At 72.3% G+C, this 19,355-nt stretch carries 13 protein-coding genes; 7 read left to right on the forward strand and 6 right to left on the reverse strand.

What is annotated here, in order from left to right; translation table 11 throughout:
- Nucleotide 1: 1 nt before the first annotated feature.
- Genes ABT130_RS10790 through ABT130_RS10805 form a run of 4 tightly spaced genes read right to left on the reverse strand, consistent with a single transcriptional unit; the run spans nucleotide 2 to nucleotide 5,902 of the window.
- Nucleotides 2-1,816 carry a glycosyltransferase gene (locus ABT130_RS10790; RefSeq protein WP_350954652.1) on the reverse strand — a complete coding sequence of 605 codons (1,815 nt, stop codon included), beginning with the start codon at nucleotides 1,814-1,816 and terminating at the stop codon, nucleotides 2-4.
- On the reverse strand, nucleotides 1,813-3,735 hold the full coding sequence (locus ABT130_RS10795) for a glycosyltransferase (protein WP_350954655.1): 1,923 nt from the start codon (nucleotides 3,733-3,735) through the stop codon (nucleotides 1,813-1,815). Before ABT130_RS10795 ends, ABT130_RS10790 begins: the two co-directional genes overlap by 4 nt.
- Nucleotides 3,735-5,432 carry a glycosyltransferase gene (locus tag ABT130_RS10800; protein ID WP_350954658.1) on the reverse strand — a complete coding sequence of 566 codons (1,698 nt, stop codon included), beginning with the start codon at nucleotides 5,430-5,432 and terminating at the stop codon, nucleotides 3,735-3,737. Before ABT130_RS10800 ends, ABT130_RS10795 begins: the two co-directional genes overlap by 1 nt.
- Nucleotides 5,429-5,902 carry a hypothetical protein gene (locus ABT130_RS10805; RefSeq protein WP_350954661.1) on the reverse strand — a complete coding sequence of 158 codons (474 nt, stop codon included), beginning with the start codon at nucleotides 5,900-5,902 and terminating at the stop codon, nucleotides 5,429-5,431. The genes ABT130_RS10800 and ABT130_RS10805 overlap by 4 nt, the downstream gene beginning before the upstream one ends.
- Before the next feature lie 213 nt (nucleotides 5,903-6,115).
- Between ABT130_RS10805 and ABT130_RS10810 the strand changes: the two genes are divergently transcribed.
- Complete coding sequence (locus tag ABT130_RS10810; protein WP_350954664.1) at nucleotides 6,116-7,252, forward strand: glycosyltransferase family 2 protein; 1,137 nt, start codon at nucleotides 6,116-6,118, stop codon at nucleotides 7,250-7,252.
- Complete coding sequence (locus ABT130_RS10815) at nucleotides 7,249-9,006, forward strand: glycosyltransferase (protein WP_350954666.1); 1,758 nt, start codon at nucleotides 7,249-7,251, stop codon at nucleotides 9,004-9,006. Before ABT130_RS10810 ends, ABT130_RS10815 begins: the two co-directional genes overlap by 4 nt.
- Before the next feature lie 54 nt (nucleotides 9,007-9,060).
- On the opposite strand, the gene ABT130_RS10820 is transcribed toward ABT130_RS10815, so the two are convergent.
- A complete protein-coding gene (locus ABT130_RS10820; RefSeq protein WP_350924629.1) occupies nucleotides 9,061-9,858 on the reverse strand; it encodes an SAM-dependent methyltransferase in 798 nt (265 codons plus the stop codon).
- 94 nt (nucleotides 9,859-9,952) lie between these two features.
- Between ABT130_RS10820 and ABT130_RS10825 the strand changes: the two genes are divergently transcribed.
- The gene (locus tag ABT130_RS10825) at nucleotides 9,953-11,278 is read left to right on the forward strand and encodes an MFS transporter (protein ID WP_350954669.1); all 1,326 of its coding nucleotides are present in this window, start codon (nucleotides 9,953-9,955) and stop codon (nucleotides 11,276-11,278) included.
- 26 nt (nucleotides 11,279-11,304) lie between these two features.
- On the opposite strand, the gene ABT130_RS10830 is transcribed toward ABT130_RS10825, so the two are convergent.
- Complete coding sequence (locus ABT130_RS10830; RefSeq protein ID WP_350954671.1) at nucleotides 11,305-12,861, reverse strand: glycosyltransferase family 2 protein; 1,557 nt, start codon at nucleotides 12,859-12,861, stop codon at nucleotides 11,305-11,307.
- A gap of 237 nt (nucleotides 12,862-13,098) precedes the next feature.
- Here ABT130_RS10830 and thrC point away from each other — a divergent pair, with 237 nt between their 5' ends.
- The 4 genes from thrC to ABT130_RS10850 all read left to right on the forward strand — a co-directional run bounded on the left by thrC (nucleotide 13,099) and on the right by ABT130_RS10850 (nucleotide 19,350).
- Nucleotides 13,099-14,157 carry a threonine synthase gene (gene thrC / locus ABT130_RS10835; protein ID WP_350924635.1) on the forward strand — a complete coding sequence of 353 codons (1,059 nt, stop codon included), beginning with the start codon at nucleotides 13,099-13,101 and terminating at the stop codon, nucleotides 14,155-14,157.
- 272 nt (nucleotides 14,158-14,429) lie between these two features.
- Nucleotides 14,430-15,407: a homoserine kinase gene (gene thrB / locus ABT130_RS10840; protein WP_350954673.1), complete on the forward strand. Its 978-nt coding sequence runs from the start codon at nucleotides 14,430-14,432 to the stop codon at nucleotides 15,405-15,407.
- A gap of 466 nt (nucleotides 15,408-15,873) precedes the next feature.
- Nucleotides 15,874-17,901 carry a transcription termination factor Rho gene (rho, locus tag ABT130_RS10845; protein WP_350954675.1) on the forward strand — a complete coding sequence of 676 codons (2,028 nt, stop codon included), beginning with the start codon at nucleotides 15,874-15,876 and terminating at the stop codon, nucleotides 17,899-17,901.
- A gap of 129 nt (nucleotides 17,902-18,030) precedes the next feature.
- On the forward strand, nucleotides 18,031-19,350 hold the full coding sequence (locus ABT130_RS10850) for a sensor histidine kinase (protein WP_350924641.1): 1,320 nt from the start codon (nucleotides 18,031-18,033) through the stop codon (nucleotides 19,348-19,350).
- The last annotated feature ends 5 nt before the right edge of the window (nucleotides 19,351-19,355 follow it).

The raw sequence follows: 19,355 nt of genomic DNA on the forward strand, positions 1-19,355 counted from the left end.
GTCAGGAGCCCTCGGTGAGCCTGCGGAGGCCGCGGGCGGCGCGGCCGAGCAGGGAGCGTTGCCGGGCCTGGCGCAGGGCGACGGCCTCCAGGCGGCGCTGTTCGGCCTTCTCCTTCCACCTGACGGTGTCGCGGCGGCCCTTGGCGGCCGCCGCGCGCAACTCTTTGAGCTCGGCCTTGAGGGCGGCGATCTGCCGCTGGGCCCGTTCGGCCTCCCGCGCCCGCGACTCGGCCGCCGCGCGCCAGCGCACGGCCTCCCGGTTGCGGTTCGTGGCCCAGTAGGGGTAGGCGCGCGCCGCCGGCCGCAGCCGCCAGGACTCCGCGTCCAGCCAGGTCGCGCCGTGCAGTTCGGCGATCACGTCGTCGAGCGACTCGCCCTCGCGGGCCACCCGCCTGGCCCTCGCCACGGCGGAGGTCCGCTCCAGGCGGGCGGCCAGAACGCCTGACTCGTCCTCGTCCAGCGCCACGAGCAGCAGGCCCTCGTCGTCCTGCTCCGCCCGCTCGACCAGCATGGCCAGCGATTCCGTCCCGGGTACCCACCCGGCCGGGCAGACGAGCCGGAACGGTGCGGGAGCCGAGGTCGGCGGGACCCGCTCGACGAAGGAGACGCGGCCGTCGTGGGCGTACTGGCCGCGCAGCAGCCGTAGGTCGAGCAGCGGGTCGTCCAGCGGCCCGCCCACCGGTTCATGGCGCTCGCCCGCAGGCGACGCCCACGGCCCGGCCAGGGTGACGTGCACGTCGGGCAGGCTGCTGGCCAGTGCCCCGTCGGCGCTCGCCCTGACGTCCTCGAAGGAGGCGCCTCGGGCGTCCACCACGACGTCGACATAGGGGACCAGCCACTGCCGGCCCGCGTCGGTGCGCAGGTGGCGCCGGTAGGGGACCCGGTCGGCGATGAACGGGTCGTTGTGCCGCCTGACGTCCGCGGGCCTGCGCATGGCGGTCGTCGTACCCAGGTGCCAGCTCAGCGCCTCGGCGTCGGGGACGAACACCGCGCCCGTCTGGGTGAGCCGGTAGCCCAGCTCGGTGTCCTCGCCGAGCCGCAGGGAGGTGTCCAGCCCTCCGGCCTCCTTCAGCAGGGCGGCCGGCAGTGAGACCGTCGCGCCCACGTGGACACGGTGCAGCAGCGAGCTGGGCGCGCCGCGGAAGCCGCGGTGCGCGGCGACGAGCTCGACGATCCAGTCGTGCCCGTGCTCGGGGTCCTCGGTGAAGAGGGAGTCCGCCTTGTCCTTGGCGACGGCGATCTGGACCTCGGCAGGGGTGGGCGGGGTGCCCGTCATGGCGGTGAAGCGCAGCGTCCCCAGCACCACCAGGTAGCCGGCCAGGTGGTGCCAGCGCATGTGCGCCTCGACGTGCTCCCGGTAGGAGACGATGTCGGCGTCCATCCGGTGGATCACCTCGCCGTCCGCGACGGCGGTGCCGGTCTCCAGGGCCCAGGCGATGCCCCGGCGGCCGGGGGCGCCGGGGACGATCCGGGTGCGTTCGGGGGCGATCTCGGGGAGCCGGAGCGGGGGCGCGCTGCCGTCGTCGACGACGATCACCTCAAGGAGGTGCGCGGGGTAGGTCTGCGCGGCGAGCGCGGCCAGGGTGAGATCCAGCCTGTCCTGCCCTCCCCGGGCGGGGATCACCACGCTCACCGGCAGGCGCGGCTCCCACGCGCCGAGGACGGGCGCCGGCAGCACCCCGTAGTCGTTGCCGGGAATCCGCGGCGCGGCGGCATGGACGGCGGCATGGGCGACCGGAACCGGCGGTGCGTACGGCGCGTCCGGTGCGTCAACGGGCTCCCCGACCGGGACCCACGGTGTGCGCGGCGCGTTCACGGTGCCTCCGGGGGGAGTTCCATGAGCGCGCTGGGCCGGAAGCCGCGCCACTGGCGCTTGTTCCGGCGCAGGAACGTGCCGATCGGCTCACGCCAGGTGTGGTTGGCGACGTTGCCGCGCCGCAGGATGTAGCCCAGGCCCTGGGTGCGGTAGATCTGCCCGCCCGCGGCCTGTACGGCGTGCTGGAACTGGGCGTCGATCGTGCCGGGCAGGGGACGGAAGCCGCCCACGGCCTCGAAGGCGGAGCGTTCGGCGAAGATGGTCCCCCCGGCGATGAAGTTGGTGATCTGCTCGGTGACCTGCTCGCGGTGGACGGTCACCCCGATCGAGGCGAGGTAGACGAACTCCGGGACCATGCCCACCACCTGGGCCCCCGAGTAGGAGTGGGCCAGCAGCAGGTCGGAGATGAAGTCGGGCCCGTACCAGTCGTCGTCGTCCATCTTCAGCAGGAACGATCCCGACGCCCTGGTCGCGGCCTCGTTCAGCACGGCCCCGAACACGCTCTCCTCGTTCGCCTCGAACACGGTGACCGGCCGCTCGAAGGAGGCCAGCGCCCCGCTCACGCCGGGATGCGTCGCCGGGATGCCGTGCAGGGCGAGGATCACCTCGAACTCGGCGCCGCGCTGCCTGGCCAGCTGCTCCAGCGCGAAGCCCGCCATCTCCGGGCGGCGGGTGGCGAGCAGCACCGAGACCGGCGGCGAGGGCCTCGCGGGGGCGCCGAGCTGTTCCCAGCGGGCGCGGACGCCATGGCCGCGCAGCGCCTCGCGGCGCAGCCGGATGCTGTGCTCCTCGCGCTCCAGGTCGTCCTTGAGCGCGGGCTCGTCGACCGAGGTGATCAGTCTGGCCAGCTCGGGGCCGAGGGCGCCGGCCCAGCGCGGCACGGCCTCGGAGACCAGCGGCACCCCGGCCGCCGCCAGCCCGGTGACGACGCGGAGCGCGGCCACCGGGCCGCTGTGACCGCGCCGCCAGTCCACCCGTACCCCTCTGACCTGCCTGATCCGGTTGACGTCCACGTCCGTGACGGCGCCGGAGGCCGCGAAGGCGGTGAGGGTCCGGCCACCGCAGGTGATCGCCCAGCGGCCGGACTCCACGGACAGGTCGGCGGTGCCGAGGGACGGCACGGTGACGAAGCCCATGGGGTTGACCGAGCGGTCGTCGACCGGTGGGACGGTCCGGGGTTCTGACAGGTCGCCGAGGCCGGCCTGGAGGATCCTGCCGCCGCCGGGGCGGCCGAGCCGCTCCCAGCTCATCAGCTCGGCGACCGGGCGGTCCACCGGGCTCTCGTCGCCGGACCAGGGCGGCGGCTCCTCGCCGGCCGCGCGCACGACCAGGTCGGCGCCGCGGGCACCGAACCTGTCGGGGACCGGCCCGCTCGGTGAGGACGGGGCCGCGTTCGGGTCACCGGGCCGCCAGTGGGCCGCTCCGGGGCCGGCCAGACCGGCGACGGGCGCGGCGACGGCGTCCATCCGGTGTCCCGCGAACGCCCTGGCGGTCGCGGCGAGCGTCCGCCCGGCGGGTGCCGGTTTGGAGAACCGCGCCTCGATCACCCAGGCGGGCGCCTCCGGCTGGTGGACCCGGAGTTCGACGAGCGACCGCCAGCGGTGGGCGGGAGTGGGCGAGGGCACCGGCGCGGTGTACCAGTGCGGCGTCTCTTCCACGGCGACGACCACCCGGGTGGCCATGGCCAGCAGTGACTGCAGGCTCGCGGCCCTGCGGAGGTCCGTCGGGGTGCGGGCGAGTACCAGGATCTCCGCGGCGCCCTCCTCCGCGCGCGGAATGCCGTCGAGGTCGCCGTCGAGGTCCATCGCCCCGTACGACTCCAGCTCGCCGAGTGTCTCGAAGCCCGCGCAGTAGACGAGGACGCGCCGCTTGCCGTTCCGCTCCCCGGCGGTGCGGACGAGATCGATCAGAAGGGACATCAGCCGTTCTTCCCCCGCCGCGGAGCCGTCCGCCGCCCGGCCGCCGGGATGATCCCCCTCAGGGGGCCACGCCGCCGCTCGTCCCGCGGGTGCCCGGCCTCCGCCCGCAGGCGCTCGGTCTCGGCGCGCAGGCTCTCCACCTCGCCCCGCAGCCGTTCCGCCTCGCGTTTCCACCGGGTGCTCTCGGCCCGCCACTTCGCGGGGTCCCCGGCGACGGGCTCCGCCTCCCCGGCGGTCGTCACGCCGAACTCGGCGGCGCTCACCCACAGGGAGCCGAAAAGCTCGTGGACGGCACCGTCGATGTCACCGTCGATGTCAGCGTCGATGTCACCGTCCGGGGTGCCTCCGGTCACCAGCGCCGCCCTGGCGAAGGCGGCGGTGCGCTCCAACCTGGCCGCCCTGACCCCGGTGGCCCCCTCGTCGAGCACCGCGCTCAGCAGCCCGTACCCCTCGCTCTCGGCGAGTCTCACCAGCTCGGCCAGGCTGTCGGCGCCGAGTGCCCACCCGGCGGGGAAGGAGAGGCGGAACGGCGCGGGTGCCGAGCCGGAGGGCGCCTCCTCGGCGAAGAGGACCCGTGGCTCATGGGCGTACAGGTTGCGCACCAGGCGCAGATCGAGCAGCGGCTCGTCGAGGGAGGGATGGCGCCCGGCGGGGAGCCGAGCCCAGGGCCCGACCACGGTGACGGCGACGTCGATGAGGGTGCCCGCGAGCGCGCTGTCCACGCTCGCCCGCACGTCCTCGTAGCGGGCGCCGCCGACGTCGACGACGACGTGCACGTACGGCACCAGCCAGGTCCTGCGCGGGTGGGTGCGCAGCCAGCGCAGATCGGGGATGAGGTCGGGCAGCACCGACCAGTTGTGCCGGTGCACCTCCTTCTCCCTGAGCATGACCGTGGACGGGCCGAGGTGCCAGCCGCGGGCCTGCGGGTCGGGGATGAAGACCGCGCCCGCCTGCGCGAGGCGGAAGCCGAGATCGGTGTCCTCGCCCATGTTCAACGCGGTGTTCACGCCGCCGGCCGAGCGGAGCAGTGCCACCGGGACCGATGTGCTGGCCCCCGAGTGGAGCCGGTAGGCCCCGGCGCCCGCGTCCCGCAGCCACCGGGTCTCCTTGAGCACGCCCGCCCGCCACTCGTGTGGCGTGGACCCGTCGAACAGTCTCTCCGCGTCCCCGGCCTGCACGGCCGAGAGGACCTCCCCGGCGCGGGGCCAGGTCCCGTCGGGGGTGAAGCGGACGTCGCCCATCACGACGGCGTAGGGGAGGAGGTGGTGCCAGCGCAGGTGCGCCTCGACGTGCTCCCGGTCGAGGATCATGTCGGAGTCGACCCAGTGCAGGATGTCGCCGGTCGCCGCCTCGGCGCCGGTCTGGCGGGCCCAGCCCCGCCCCCAGCGGCCTTCCGGTACCCGGACGAGGCGGGTGCCCGCCGGGGTGATCTCGGGGACGCGCAGCGGCGGGTCGCTGCCGTCGTCGACCACGACCACCTCCATCAGATGCGCGGGGTAGGTCTGCGCGGCAAGGGAGGCGAGCGTGCGGTCCAGGGCGTCCTGGCAGTCGTAGGCCGGGATCACCACGCTCACCCTGAGCCGGGGCTCCCACCGGCCCAGGTCGGGCGGGAGCAGAGGTCCGTAGTCGTTCTGCCTGACCCTGGCGCGCGGGACGCCGGTCCGGCCGGCCAGGTCGTCGCCCCCGGCCCCGCTCACGCCTCTCCCCCCGGGGTGGCCTGTTCGGTCCGCGCCTCCACGGCGGCCAGTCGCGGCAGCAGGTCGTTGACCATCTCCGCCATCTCCTGGCGCTGCGGTATGGAGACCAGCCGATCCTCGCCCAGCGAGACCAGGATCGTCTGCAGGTCCTCGTCCCGCTTCCGCTCGTGTTCCCTGAGCAGTTCGACGATCTCGTCCAGCCGCCGGTCCAGCCGCTCGGTGGCGGCCTTGACCGTGGCCAGCTCCGCTTCGTAGCGCTTGATGCGGGTGTCGATCCGCAGGGCCTTGCCGTCGACCCTGCGCACCGTCGCGATCGCCAGCATCTGGACGGCGAACACCGTCGCGATCGCGCCGAGCACGACGGCCGCCGTGGCCGAGATGACATCGGTGCCCGCGAGCAGCGTCAGCGTGATCAGTACCACCGGACCGATGGTCGCCGCCAGAAGCGTCAGTTTTCGGGGCGTGGGCATCCGCGCTTACCTTCCATGCCGCTCTGTCATTACCTGTTCATTGATGGGGAGATAAATGAGGCTATCCGCTCTTCAAGTGCAAATATGGCTGGAAATGGGAAATTCCAAGGTTCCTGTGACCTGTGTGACAGCTGTGAGTGATTAATGGTGATCACGCAGGTCAAGTGGGAAGTGTGGTGAGAAGGGATCTTCCTGCCTCGCTATCCTTCGGTCGTGCCCGCGCAGCCGATCTCCCTTCCCCCGTCCCTTCTCGCCACACCGGCGGGCTTCCTGCGGTCGGCGGCCGGGGAGACGGCCGAGCTGTCCTGGACCGGCGAGGGCTGGCTGGCGGCCGGTTCGCCGCTCGGCGACCGGCCGGACGCCGAGGAGGCGGCCCGCCTGCGCCCGCTGCGGGGACTGGTCGTCCGGTGGCCCGCCTCCAAGGTCCCGGTCGGCGCGGTCACCGGTCTGGCCGCGGCCGGGGTGCCGCTGCACGCCGCCGTCTCGCCGGACTGGGTGGATCCCGAACTGGCCCGCCTGCTCGCGGCCTGGGCGCCCGAGGAGGACGACGGCTCAGGTCTCCGATCGGTGACCGCCCTGCGCAGGGAGGAGCACAGCGTGCGACTACGCCGCCACGGGCTCCGCGACCGGATGGGGACAGGCCGGGCGGAGACGCCGCCCACGGTCAGCGTCGTGATGTCCAGCATGCGACCGCACCTGCTGGGCGCCGCGCTCGGCCAGATCGCCGGGCAGCGCCGGGTACGGGTCGAGGTCCTGCTCGGCCTGCACGGCGTCCCCGCCGCGCACGAGGAGGTCAGGCGGGCGCTGCGCGGGTGCGCCCTGCCCGTCACGGTGGTCGAGGCCGAAGGGGAGACCCCCTTCGGGGAGGTGCTCAACCTGGCCGCCTCCAAGGCGGCGGGCGACTATCTGGCCAAGTGGGACGACGATGACTGGTACGGCCCCGAGCATCTGGCCGACCTGCTGCTCGCCCGTGCCTACTCCGGGGCGGACATCGTCGGCACCGCGGCCGAGTTCTTCTACCTGGAGCCGCTGAACGCCACGATCCGCCGTACCGACTACACCAGCGAGGTCTGGTCCGAGCACGTCGCCGGGGGCACGATCCTGCTCCCCGCCGACACCTTCAGGGACGCGGGCGGCTTCCCCCCGCTGCCCCGGGGCGTCGACGCCGGGTTGCTGAAGGCCGCGCACGCCGCGGGGGCGCGCATCTACCGCACCCACGGCCTGGGCTACGTGCTGCGGCGTTCGGTCGGTGCCGAGCACACCTGGCGGCTCTCCCTGGCCCACTTCCTGCGCGTCGCGTCGAACCAGTGGCGCGGTTTCCGCCCGAGTCTGATCCTGGAAGCGCGATGACAGCACGGATAGCCGGTAACGACTACCGGAGCCTCACGCCGCCCGCCCTGGGGGCCTGGACGCCCTCGCTCCGGGTGAGCGTCGTCATTCCCGCCTACGGTGACCAGGAGAAACTCGACCTGGCACTCGCCGGGCTGGCCGTGCAGACCTACCCGGCCGCGCTGACCGAGGTCATCGTGGTCGACAACGGCAGCAGTCCGCCGCTGCGCCTGCCCGAACTCCGCCCGGAGGGCACCAGCCTGATCGTCTGCCCGATCCCCGGCCGGGCCCACGCCCGCAACGCCGGTCTGTCGGCCGCCACCGGTGACGTGATCCACTGGCTCGACTCCGACGTGGTTCTCGACCGCAGGTCGGTCGAGGCGCACATGCGCTGGCACCATGCCGCCCCGTACCTGGCGGTCACCGGTTACCTGCGCTTCACTCCGGCCCGGTTGCCCGCTCCCGAGGTGGTGGCCGCCGCCGACGACCTGGCCAAGCTCTTCGAGCCCGCCGAGCCGCATGCCTGGCTGGTCGACCTCGTCGAGCGCACCGACGGCCTCACCGCCAACCCGCACCGCGCGTTCAGCCTGCACGTCGGCGGCGCGACCTCGGTCAACGCCGCGCTGCTCGCCGCCGCCGGGCCGATGGACACCGACCTGATCCTCGGCCAGGACACCGAGATGGGCTACCGGCTCGCCCAGGCGGGTGCCGTCTTCGTCCCCGAGCCGCTGTCGCGCGCCTTCCATCTGGGCCCGACCATGCGCATGCGCGGCAAGGCCCCGATCGACCGGGTCAGCCACGCGTTCGTGGCCGACCGGATCCCCTCCTACCGCTGGCTCCGCTCCCATCCGAGCAGGCAGTGGAAGGTGCCGTACCTGGAGGTGGTCGTCGAGCCCGGGGGCAGGACGGGGCGGGAAGGTCCCGGATACTCCTACGACGAGGTCCGCGCCACGGTCGACGCCGTCCTCGCGGGTACCCTGCCCGACGTCGCGGTCACCCTCACCGGCCCGTGGGACCGCATCGGCACGGAGGGGCGCGCCCCGCTGAAGGATCCGGACCTGGACCTGGTGCTGATCCGCGGCCACTACGCCCACGAGGCCAGGGTCCGCTTCGTCGACGAGGCCTCCGTCACTTCCGCTGTCACCTCCGCCCCGTCCGAGGACTCCCGGCAGCCCCGCGCCGGTGGCACCGCCGCCCCCTACCGGCTCAGGCTGCCCGCCGGGTGGGTGCCCGGTGACGACACCCTGGCCCGCCTGCTCGACCTGGCCGGGGACGACGGCTACGGCCTGGTCTCGGTGCTGCTGGCCGAGGGGGGACAGGACGGTGACGGCGGTGCGGCCGGCGGGCCCGGAGCGGGCTCGGAGCGGATGATCGTCGCGGCGCGGCTGGAGCGCGCCGCCGCGTTCGGGCGTGCCGCGATCGTGCTGGAGGAGGGAGAGGACCTCGACGACGCCGTGGAGGACACCTTCGGCGTGGTCTGGGTGGACGGCGAGACCTACGGGTTCGCGTCCGAGGCCCGCCCCATCGTCGGCCGCCGGGGTGCCCACCGGGCCAGGATCGAGGCCGAGGCCCAGGTGGCCCGTCTCACCAGGGAGAACGAGCGGCTCCGCGGTCAGGTGACCAAATGGCGTGACGAGGCGGGCCGCTGGCGAAAAAGCGCGGTCGAGCTGCGGCGCGAGGTCGGCACCCTGCGCAAGGAGCTGGCCGCCGCCAGGAAGGTCGTCCAGTACGGGCTGCTCTCCTCGGTCAAACGGGCCATCACCCGCCGCCGCTGACCTTCCCGCGCCGGTCTCTCCCCCCCCCGCGGACGCCCGCCCGCGCGGCGCCGGTCAGCGTTCGTTCCCGACGGTGCCGACGCCGCCCAGGAAGTAGGAGCCGATGTCCCGGTACGGCACGGTGGTGCCGGGTTCCGGGCGCCATTCGGGCAGGTTGACGATGCCGGGCTCGACCACGTCGAAACCCTCGAACAGACGGATGATCTCTTTGCCGGTACGGGCGACGAAGGGTGAGGAGGCCCCGTCGTAGACCTGGGTGACCCCCTCCGCCGCCTCCGGGCGCGCGTCGATCGCGACGTGGGACAGGACGAGGTGGCTGCCGGGGGCCATGGCTCGGCGCAGGGTGGCGATGATGCCGAGGGGGTCCTCCTGGTCGGGAACGAAATGCATGATCGCCAGCAGGAGTATCCCCACCGGCTGGTCGAAGTCGATGGCCGCGCGCACGTCCGGGTGCTCCAGAATCTCCTCCGGCCGGCGTACGTCGCCCTCGACTATGGTCACATTCTCGTTCTTGCCGAGAATCGCCCGGCCGTGAACCAGAACCGTCGGATCGTTGTCGACATAGACGACCCGCGCGTCGGGCGCGACCTGGTGCACATTGTTCTGGGTGGGCAGGCCGGCACCGATGTCGAGAAACTGGCGGATGCCCGATCCGGCGAGGAAACCGACGGTCCTGCCGAGGAAGGCGCGGTTGGAACGGGCGCTGTGCCGGACCTCGGGGATGACCTCCAGAACCTTCTCCGCAGCCTCCCGGTCTGCGGGAAAGTGGTCTTTACCCCCTAAATAGTAGTCGTACATACGTGCGACGTTAGGAATGTGGGTTTGAACACCCTTGGGTATCTGGTCGGTCACACCCTGCTCCCTTGTAGGGATATTTCTTGAATTGTATGGATCATAGTCATTCGGACCATTGGAGAAGCTCTACCGGAACTGGCAGGATCGCGCCATGGCCGTCACCCCCCCGCGCCGTGTCCTTGGCCTCCAGCTCGCCGACGGCATCGGCCGCGGCAACATGTGGGCCTGCCTGTCCATGGCGTTCGCCTCGACTATGATCATCTCTTTCCTGCCCGCCGCGCAGCCCTACATCCTGGGCGCCGTCCTCGGAGTGGGCAAGGCGGACCAGGGCAAGGTCGTCGGCCTCCTGGGCGTGGCCGCCGAGATCGCGATGATCGCCAGCCTGGCCTGGTACGGGGCACTGGCCGACCGGTACGGTCGCCGGCCCATCGTGGTGGCCGGGTTCGTGCTGTGCGCGCTGGGCACCGCGCTCTTCCCCTTCGCCGCGAACGCGACGGTCCTGGTGGTGCTGCGGGTGATCTTCGCCCTCGGCGTGGCCGCCCTCAGCGCGATGCTGTCCACGGTGGCGATCGACTACGTCCGCAACGGCTCCAGAGGAAAGTCGTACGGCCTGATCGGCCTGTTCAGCGGGCTGGGCGCGATGCTCGCGGTGCTCGGCCTGATCCGCCTGCCCAAGATCCTCGAGGACGGGGGGATGGCCCCGGCCGGCGCCGCCCGAGCCTCCTTCCTGATCATCGCCGCGGCCGTTCTCGCGGTCGCCGCGCTGATGTGGTTCACCCTGTCAAAGGAGGGGGTCCCCGGTGCCCCCGAGCGCCCCCCGCTGCCCCGCCTGGTCAGGGAGGGTGTCACGCTCGCCCGCGACCCCGGCGTGGCGCTGTCGTACGCGGCGGCGTTCGTCGCCCGCGCCGACCTCGCGGTGGTCGCCGGCTTCCTGTCCCTGTGGGTCGTCGACCACGCCACGAGCGAGCGCGGCATGTCCGGGGCGGAGGCCTTGGCCAGGGCCGGAGCCGTGGTCGGTGTCGCGCAGACCGTGGCCGTGCTCGCCGCCCCGCTGTTCGGCTGGCTGGGCGATCGCATGCGGCGCCAGGACGTGGTCATCCTCGCCCAGACCGTCGCGGCGCTGTCCTATCTGTCGACGTTGCTGATCAGCGACCCGCTCGGCTCCGGGATGATGCTGGTGGCCGTGCTCATCGGCCTGGGGGAGATCGCCGGGATAACCACCGCGGGACCGCTGCTGGCCCAGCAGGCACCCGCCGGGGTGCGCGGCTCCGCCTACGGGGTGCAGACCCTCTGCGGCGCCCTGGGCATCCTCACCGTCTCCGCCCTGGGCGGCCTGCTCTACGACGCCTGGCGCCCGGCCGCGCCGTTCGTGGTGTCGGGCACGCTCGGCCTGCTCGTCGTCGCCTTCGGGCTGGTCGTACGGCGCCGGGTCACGCCCCTGCCGGAAAGCCGCGAGAGTGTGGGCGTTTCGGTCTGATCCGCCCCGACCGGCGACGGTACGGCTCAGTTCCTGAGGGAGGTGCGGAGCCTGCCGAGGAGCGTGCTCCACCCGCCCCGGGCCTGGTGCCGCCCCTGCCCGGCGCCCTGTCTCACCGCCTGCGGCGCGCTCTTCCGCTCGGGGGCCGGAGCCTGGGGCCGGGGCGCGGCCGGGGCGGGGGGCGCCGTCTCGGCGGGCCAGAACTCCGGCCGCGCCCCGCGCCGTACACCGTGGGTGGCCCTGACCGAGGCGGCGACGGCGGCGACGTCGTCCGCGCCGAGCAGCCTCGCCCGGCCCAGCGCCTCGGTCCGCTCCAGCGTCGCCTCGCCGTCGGCGCCGAGATCGACGACGAGCATGCCGGAACGGTCGCCCTGCATCGCGGCGATCATCCGTTCCAGCGAGTCACGCCCCAGCGGGACCGAGGTCGGAGCGGTATAGCGGAACGGGATCGGGGCGGGGGTTTCGGAGACCTCGTCGGCGAATCGCACCCGCTCGTCGTGGGCGAAGTGCTCACGCAGCAGCCGCAGGTCGAACAGAGGGTCGTCCAGCACCGGCCGGCGGTCCGCGGACAGCTTCGACCAGGGGGCGACCAGGGTGACGACCACGTCGCCGAGAGACCCGTCGAGTGCCGCGCTCACCGCCTCGCGCACCTGTTCCCCCGGCCCCTCGGCACCGAGCACCACCTCCACGTACGGGACCAGCCAGTGGCGGCCACGGTCCTTGCGCAGGTCGCGGCGGAGCGGCACCCGGTGGGCCAGGTAGGGGGCGACGACCTGTACCGCCCGCTGCCGGTTGCGGCGCTGGGCGGGGAGTCCCAGGTGCACGGCCTGGGCCTTCATGTCGGGGATGAAGACCACGCCGTGCGCGGCCAGCCGGTAGGCGAACTCGGTGTCCTCGCCCCGCAACACCTCCGTGTCCACCCCGCCCACGGCGCGGAAGATCTCGCGCCGCATGGAGACCGTCGGCCCCGTGCACACGTGGTAGGGGTTGCGGCTGGCCCGCAGGCCGTTGGTGCGGGAGATCGTCTGCTCGGTGGAACTGGGCAGGGCGTCCGCCAGGTCGAAGACGGACTCCAGCCGGCCCGCACGCACACCGTCGTGCACCTGGGCCGCCGTCAGCGACGGCTCCTCGACGAACTTCTTCGCGCCGATCGTGACCAGGTAACCGGCCAGATGGTGCCATCGGGCCAGCGCCTCGATGTGTTCGCGGCAGATGACCATGTCGGCGTCGAGGCGCTGGATGATCCGCCCGTCGGCGAGGGCGGCGCCGGTGTTCACCGCGTGGGCGATGCCCCAGCCCGAGGGGTCGGTGGTCACGAGCCTGGTGCCCCGCGGGACGATCTCCGGCAGCCGCAGTGCGGGCTCGCTGCCGTCGTCGACCACGATCACCTCCATGAGGTGCTCCGGGTAGGTCTGCGCCGCCAGGGAGGCGAGGGTCAGATCGAGCCTGTGCTGTCCGCCGCGGGCTGGGATGATCACACTTACCGAGAGTTCCGGATCCCACGCGCCGAGCGCAGGCGGGTCCAGGGGGGAGTAGTCGTTGTGCCGGATCGGTGGCAGGTCCGCCGCCGCGCCGCCCGTCATGATGTGGCACCCCTTGTCTGGTTCGTAGCCCGTCAAGTGTTCGGCCCATCGCTTGTCAAGGCCTGTCAAGCTCCGCAGACCCTACCGGCCCATTCTTAGGGTTTCCTGTAGGCAGGACGCCCCGGGTGTCCATTCGGTGGACAGCGCATCCCAAGGCTGAACAGGTTGCCCGTAGACTCTTTTTCCAACACCGCAGGTAGCACGCGCACGGATTGGCCGCGCGCGGGAGGAGCAATCATGACCAGGGCGTGGCGTGGCCTCATCGAGGAGTACCGTGACCGACTTCCGGTGACCACGGCGACGCCCGTCGTCACGCTCCTGGAGGGCGGCACCCCGCTCGTCCCGGCGAACCGGGTGTCGGCGCTGACCGGCTGCGAGGTCTACCTGAAGGTCGAGGGCCTCAACCCGACGGGAAGTTTCAAGGACCGTGGCATGACCATGGCCATCAGCAAGGCCGTCGAGGACGGGGCGAAGGCGGTCATCTGCGCCTCCACCGGCAACACCAGCGCCTCCGCCGCCGCCTACGCGGTCCGCGCGGGCCTGACCTGCGCCGTGCTGGTGCCCCGGGGCAAGATCGCGATGGGCAAGCTGGCCCAGGCGCTGGTCCACGGGGCCCGGCTGCTCCAGGTCGAGGGATCCTTCGACGACTGCCTGGAGATGACCAGGAAGCTCTCCGAGAACTACCCGATCGCGCTGGTCAACTCGGTGAACCCGTTCCGGCTCCAGGGCCAGAAGACCGCCGCCTTCGAGATCGTCGACACGCTCGGGGACGCTCCCGACATCCACTGCATCCCGGTCGGCAACGCGGGCAACATCTCGGCGTACTGGATGGGTTACACCGAGTACGCGGGCGACGGCATCGCGACGAGGACGCCCCGCATGTTCGGCTTCCAGGCCAGCGGTTCCGCGCCGATCGTCAACGGTGCGCCGGTGACCCACCCGCACACGATCGCCACCGCGATCCGCATCGGCAACCCCGCCTCGTGGCGGCTCGCCGAGGCCGCCCGCGACGAGTCCGGCGGCGTCATCCAGGCCGTCACCGACCGCCAGATCGCCGCCGCGTACAAGCTACTCGCCCAGGAGGAGGGCGTCTTCGTCGAGCTCGCCTCCGCCGCCAGCGTGGCGGGCCTCCTCCAGGCCCACAGCCAGGGCCTGGTCGAGCCGGGGCAGCGCGTCGTGTGCACGGTGACCGGAAACGGCCTCAAGGACCCCGACTGGGCCATCTCGGGCGCCCCCGCCCCGGTGACGATCCCGATCGACGCGCACGCCGCGGCCATCGCCCTCGAACTCGCCTAGGTCCTGTGCCGCGGATCCTGTCGTGGCGAGGGCCGGTCGGGTGGTACCCCGCGGGACGGCGGAGGGAGCCGTGGCGTTCCGCGGTGGCCGGCGGCAACATGGCGGGGCACCGCCCGGCCACGATGAGCGGAAGATCCGAGGGGCGGGGCCCAGTGAACCCGGCACGCCGCGACCGCCCCGGTATCGCACCTGGAAATCCCACAGAACCGGGCAGATAGGAGAAGCCACTTGTCCGCCATGGCCACGCCATCGAGCCGTGCCCCGGGAGATCTATGATCAGCGGCAAGGTGACCGTCCAGGTCCCCGCGACCTCGGCGAACCTCGGCCCGGGATTCGACACGCTGGGTCTGGCACTCGGCCTCCACGACGAGGTCGAGGTCGAGCTGTTCGAGCCCTCGGGGGGCTCCGGCTCCCGGAGCGTCGTCATCGAGGTCGAGGGAGAGGGCGCCGGCGAGCTTGACGAGGGTGAGGGGCACCTCATCGTCACCACGATGCGCACGACCTTCGACCGGATGGGGCTCGGGCAGCCGCCCGGGATCAGGTTGCGCTGTCTCAATCGCATCCCGCACGCCCGCGGCCTCGGGTCGTCCTCGGCCGCGATCTGCGCCGGGATCATCGCCGCCCGCGCGCTGGCCATCACCCCGTGTCAGGACGGCTCCGCCCCTGCTCACCGGCCGGGGGCGCGGCCCGAGTTCACCGACGACGAGGTCTTCGCGCTGGCCACCGAGATCGAGGGCCATCCCGACAACGTGGCGCCGTGCCTGGCGGGCGGGCTCACCGTCGCGTGGACGGACGGAACGGGCGCGCCGCACCTGGTGCGGCTGCTCCCGCACTCCGACGTCAGGCCCGTGGTCCTCATCCCCGGGTACCGGCTGTCCACCGAGGTCGCCCGGGGGCTGCTGCCCAAGGCGGTGCCGCACGCCGACGCCGCCGCGAACGCGGGGCGGGCCGCGCTGCTGGTCGCGGCGTTGACGGCCAGGCCGGAACCGGAACTCCTGCTGGCCGCCACCGAGGACCGCCTCCATCAGGACTACCGCGCGCCCGCGATGCCGCTCACCGCCGACCTGGTACGGCGGCTGCGCGGGGCGGGCGTCGCCGCGGTCGTTTCGGGAGCGGGGCCCACGGTTCTTGCGTTTTCGACCGTGAATACGCAGGATTTGATCGCAGCAGAAGTGGGTAATGACTGGCACATCCGGCCACTGGATGTCGAAACCCGGGGTGCCCGTGTTGTTTCTCCTGAGACACGCTGACATCTCTCGACCTTCAGGGAATAGCTGTGTGCGCTGGTGATGTTAGGCTGATAGCCGCACCAGGTGCCCCGCGTTGGGTGCGTGCTTGTCAGCCACACATCGCTGCATCGTGTCTCACTCCGTGAGGCGTGATCGCCGCAGTGGCCTCCCCGAATCCGTCGCCTCCGAATGCTCCACATTCGGCTGGGGCAACGAAGAGGCGGCGTTTTAGGGGACATGCGCGTTCGATCTACCTCGACATCTGGTTGCCGGTAGCAATCCGGGGGGGTGTCCTCCAAGTCCCACCGTCGGCGATTCTCGATGGTGACGGCCTGGATCAGCCCTTCTCCGACAGTGGCGGCGGCTCTCCATGGGCCGTCGAGGATCGCAACGTGCAACCCGACCCGGTCTGTCCCACCGGGTCGATCGCACCACCGGGACGATTGGCTGATCATGGCCACGCCCGACCCCTGGGAAGGACCCATTAGTGAGCGACACCACCGAACTCCTCTCCGACGTCACCGGCACGGCGCCGACGTCCGGCGACACCCCCACCCGCCCCGCGGCCAAGCCGCGCCGTCGCTCCGGCACCGGCCTGTCCGCCATGGTGCTGCCCGAACTGCAGGCCATGGCCTCCGGTCTCGGCATCAGCGGGACAGGGCGGATGCGCAAGAGCCAGCTCATCGCGGCCATCCAGGAGAAGCAGGGCGTCTCCGCCGAGAGTGCCCAGGCTCCCGTCACCGCCAAGGAGACTCCGGCCGTAGCCGTCCCCGCAGCCGCGGCCGAGCCGGTCGTCGAGCGTCCGGCACGCACCCGCAGGGAACGTTCCCGCCCCGCCGTGGCCGCCGAGCCCGTTGTGGAGCAGGCGCCGCCCGCTCCCGAGCCCGTGGCCGCCGTCGTCGCTCCCGAGCCTGTCGTGGAGCAGCAGACCATCGACGCCGTCCCGGCCGAGGGCCGCGGCGAGCGTGGCGAGAGCCGCCGCGAGCGCGGTGAGCGTCGTGGCCGTGGCGGCGAGCGCGGCGAGCGCGGCGAGCGCGTCAGCGACCGCCGCGAGCGTGGCGACAACCGCGGCGACCAGCGCGGCGACCAGCGCGGCGACCAGCGCGGCGACCAGCGCACCGACTCCCGCGCCGGCGACGCCGGCCAGAACCGTGGCGAGCGGGTCAACGACCGCGGCGACCGCGGTGAGCGCGGCGACCGTGGAGACCGTGGAGACCGCGGCGACCGCGGCCCGCAGAACCGGGGGCCGCAGGACCGCAGCGACCAGCACGGCGTGGGCGACGACGACGACCGTCGCGGCCGCCGCGGCCGGTTCCGCGAGCGCAACCGCCGCGGCCGCGACCGCTTCGACAGCAACGAGCCCGTGGTGGGCGACGACGACGTGCTGATCCCGATCGCCGGAATCCTCGACATCCTCGACAACTACGCGTTCGTCAGGACCAGCGGTTACCTGCCGGGTTCCAACGACGTCTACGTCTCGCTGGCCCAGATCCGCCGTAACGGCCTGCGCAAGGGCGACGTCGTCACCGGCGCCGTCCGCCAGCCCCGCGACGGCGAGCGCCGTGAGAAGTTCAACGCGCTCGTCCGCCTGGACACGGTCAACGGCATGGACCCGGAGCAGGCGCGGCAGCGCCCTGACTTCAACAAGCTCGTCCCGCTCTACCCGCAGGAGCGCCTGCGCCTGGAGACCGAGCCGAACATCCTGACCACCCGGATCATCGACATGGTGGCGCCGATCGGCAAGGGCCAGCGTGGTCTCATCGTCTCCCCGCCCAAGGCGGGCAAGACGATGGTGCTTCAGGCGATCGCCAACGCGATCACCCACAACAACCCCGAGTGCCACCTGATGGTCGTCCTGGTGGACGAGCGTCCGGAAGAGGTCACCGACATGCAGCGGTCGGTGAAGGGCGAGGTCATCCACTCGACCTTCGACCGCCCGGCCGAGGACCACACCACGGTCGCGGAGCTCGCCATCGAGCGCGCCAAGCGCCTGGTGGAGCTGGGCCACGACGTGGTCGTGCTGCTCGACTCGATCACCCGTCTGGGCCGCGCCTACAACCTGGCGGCCCCGGCCTCCGGCCGCATCCTGTCCGGTGGTGTCGACTCCACCGCGCTCTACCCGCCGAAGCGCTTCTTCGGTGCCGCCCGCAACATCGAGAACGGCGGCTCGCTGACGATCCTCGCCACCGCGCTGGTCGAGACCGGCTCCAAGATGGACGAGGTCATCTTCGAGGAGTTCAAGGGCACGGGCAACCTGGAGCTCAAGCTCAACCGGCAGCTTGCCGACAAGCGGATCTTCCCCGCGGTGGACGTCGACGCGTCCGGCACCCGCAAGGAGGAGATCCTCATGGGCAAGGACGAGCTCCAGATCATCTGGAAGCTCCGCCGCGTGCTGCACGCCCTTGACATGCAGCAGGCTCTCGAGCTTCTCCTGGAGAAGATGAGGGAGACCAAGTCCAACGCGGAGTTCCTGCTCCAGGTGCAGAAGACGACCGTCAGCTCCGAGCGCGACTGACCGCTCACCGCACGTTGAACGCCCCGGCCCTCAGGCCGGGGCGTTCGGCGTTTCCAAAGCGCTTGTCTGACCCGGGTCTTCGGGATATCCCTACTTCAGGACGCATCTTCGCGGACGACAGGGGGGCGCGTGACTGCCGAGACAGTGGTGAGCACGCCCGTGGTCAGGACGCCGCTCCGGCGGCGCGTGCCCTTCGGGCCGAACGGTCCCCTCGGCATGTTCGTCGACCCGATGACCTGGCGGGCCGTTCCCTACCTGCTGGTGAGCCTGTTCCACGGCCTCGCCTGGTTCGCGTTCCTCGCCTCGGTGATCCCGCTCTCCCTGGCGCTGGTGATCGTGTGGATCGGGCTGCCGCTCCTCGCCCTGACCATGCTGGCCTGGCGGGGGGTGGCGATGCTGGAGCGCCGGTTCCTCCGGCTGGCCTTCGGCGTCGACATCCCCAGCCCCTACCGGCCATCGGAGGGCGACAACCTGTTCCTGCGCTGGAAGGACATGTTCGTCGACCCCGCCACCTGGAAGGATCTGCTCTACCTGCTGTTGCTGCTGCCGATCGGGATCGGGGAGTTCACGGTCTCGGCGGTCCTGTGGACGCTCGGGCTCGGCCTGACCGTGGCGCCACTGCCTCTGCTGCTGGTGGGGGAGCCGATGACCCCCATCGGCGAGTTGCCGATCGACAGCGGGCCGAAGGCGCTGCTGTGCATGCTGATCGGGATCGGGTTCCTGCTCGCGGCCCTGTACGCGACCCGGGGGATGGCCTGGCTGCACGGCCTGCTCGGCGCCGCCCTGCTGGGCACGGGGGAGAAGAACCGGCTGGCGGCCCGCGCCGCGCACCTGCGGGCCAGCCGGGCCCGCGGGGTGGACGCGGCCGAGGCCGAGCGGCGCCGGATCGAGCGTGACCTGCACGACGGCGCACAGCAGCGGCTGCTGTCGGTGGCCATGGACCTGGGCCGGGCCCAGGCCAAGCTGGACTCCGACCCGACCGCGGCCCGGGAGCTCCTCGACCAGGCGCACAGGGGCACCAAGGCCGCCATCGCCGAGCTGCGTGACCTCGCCAGGGGCATCCATCCGGCGATCCTCACCGACAGGGGGCTGAACGCCGCCCTGTCGTCGCTCGCCGCGCGCGCGCCCGTACGGGTGGATCTGGCGGTGGAGGTCTCGCACCGGCCCCCGCCGGCGGTGGAGAGCATCGCGTACTTCGTCGTGGCCGAGTGCCTGACCAACCTGGCCAAGCACTCCGAGGCCACCGAGGCGTCCATCCGGGTCAGCCGGCAGGAGCAGCGGGTGATCGTCGAGGTCTACGACAACGGGGTCGGCGCCGCGGTGCCGCGGCCCGGAGGCGGTCTCGCCGGGCTGGCCGACCGGGCGGCGACCATCGACGGCACCCTGAGCGTCGACAGCCCGCTCGGCGGCCCCACGATGATCAGGGCCGAGCTGCCCTGCGAATGGTGAGGGCC

Source organism: Streptosporangium sp. NPDC001681 (assembly GCF_040298085.1).
Lineage (GTDB): Bacteria > Actinomycetota > Actinomycetes > Streptosporangiales > Streptosporangiaceae > Streptosporangium.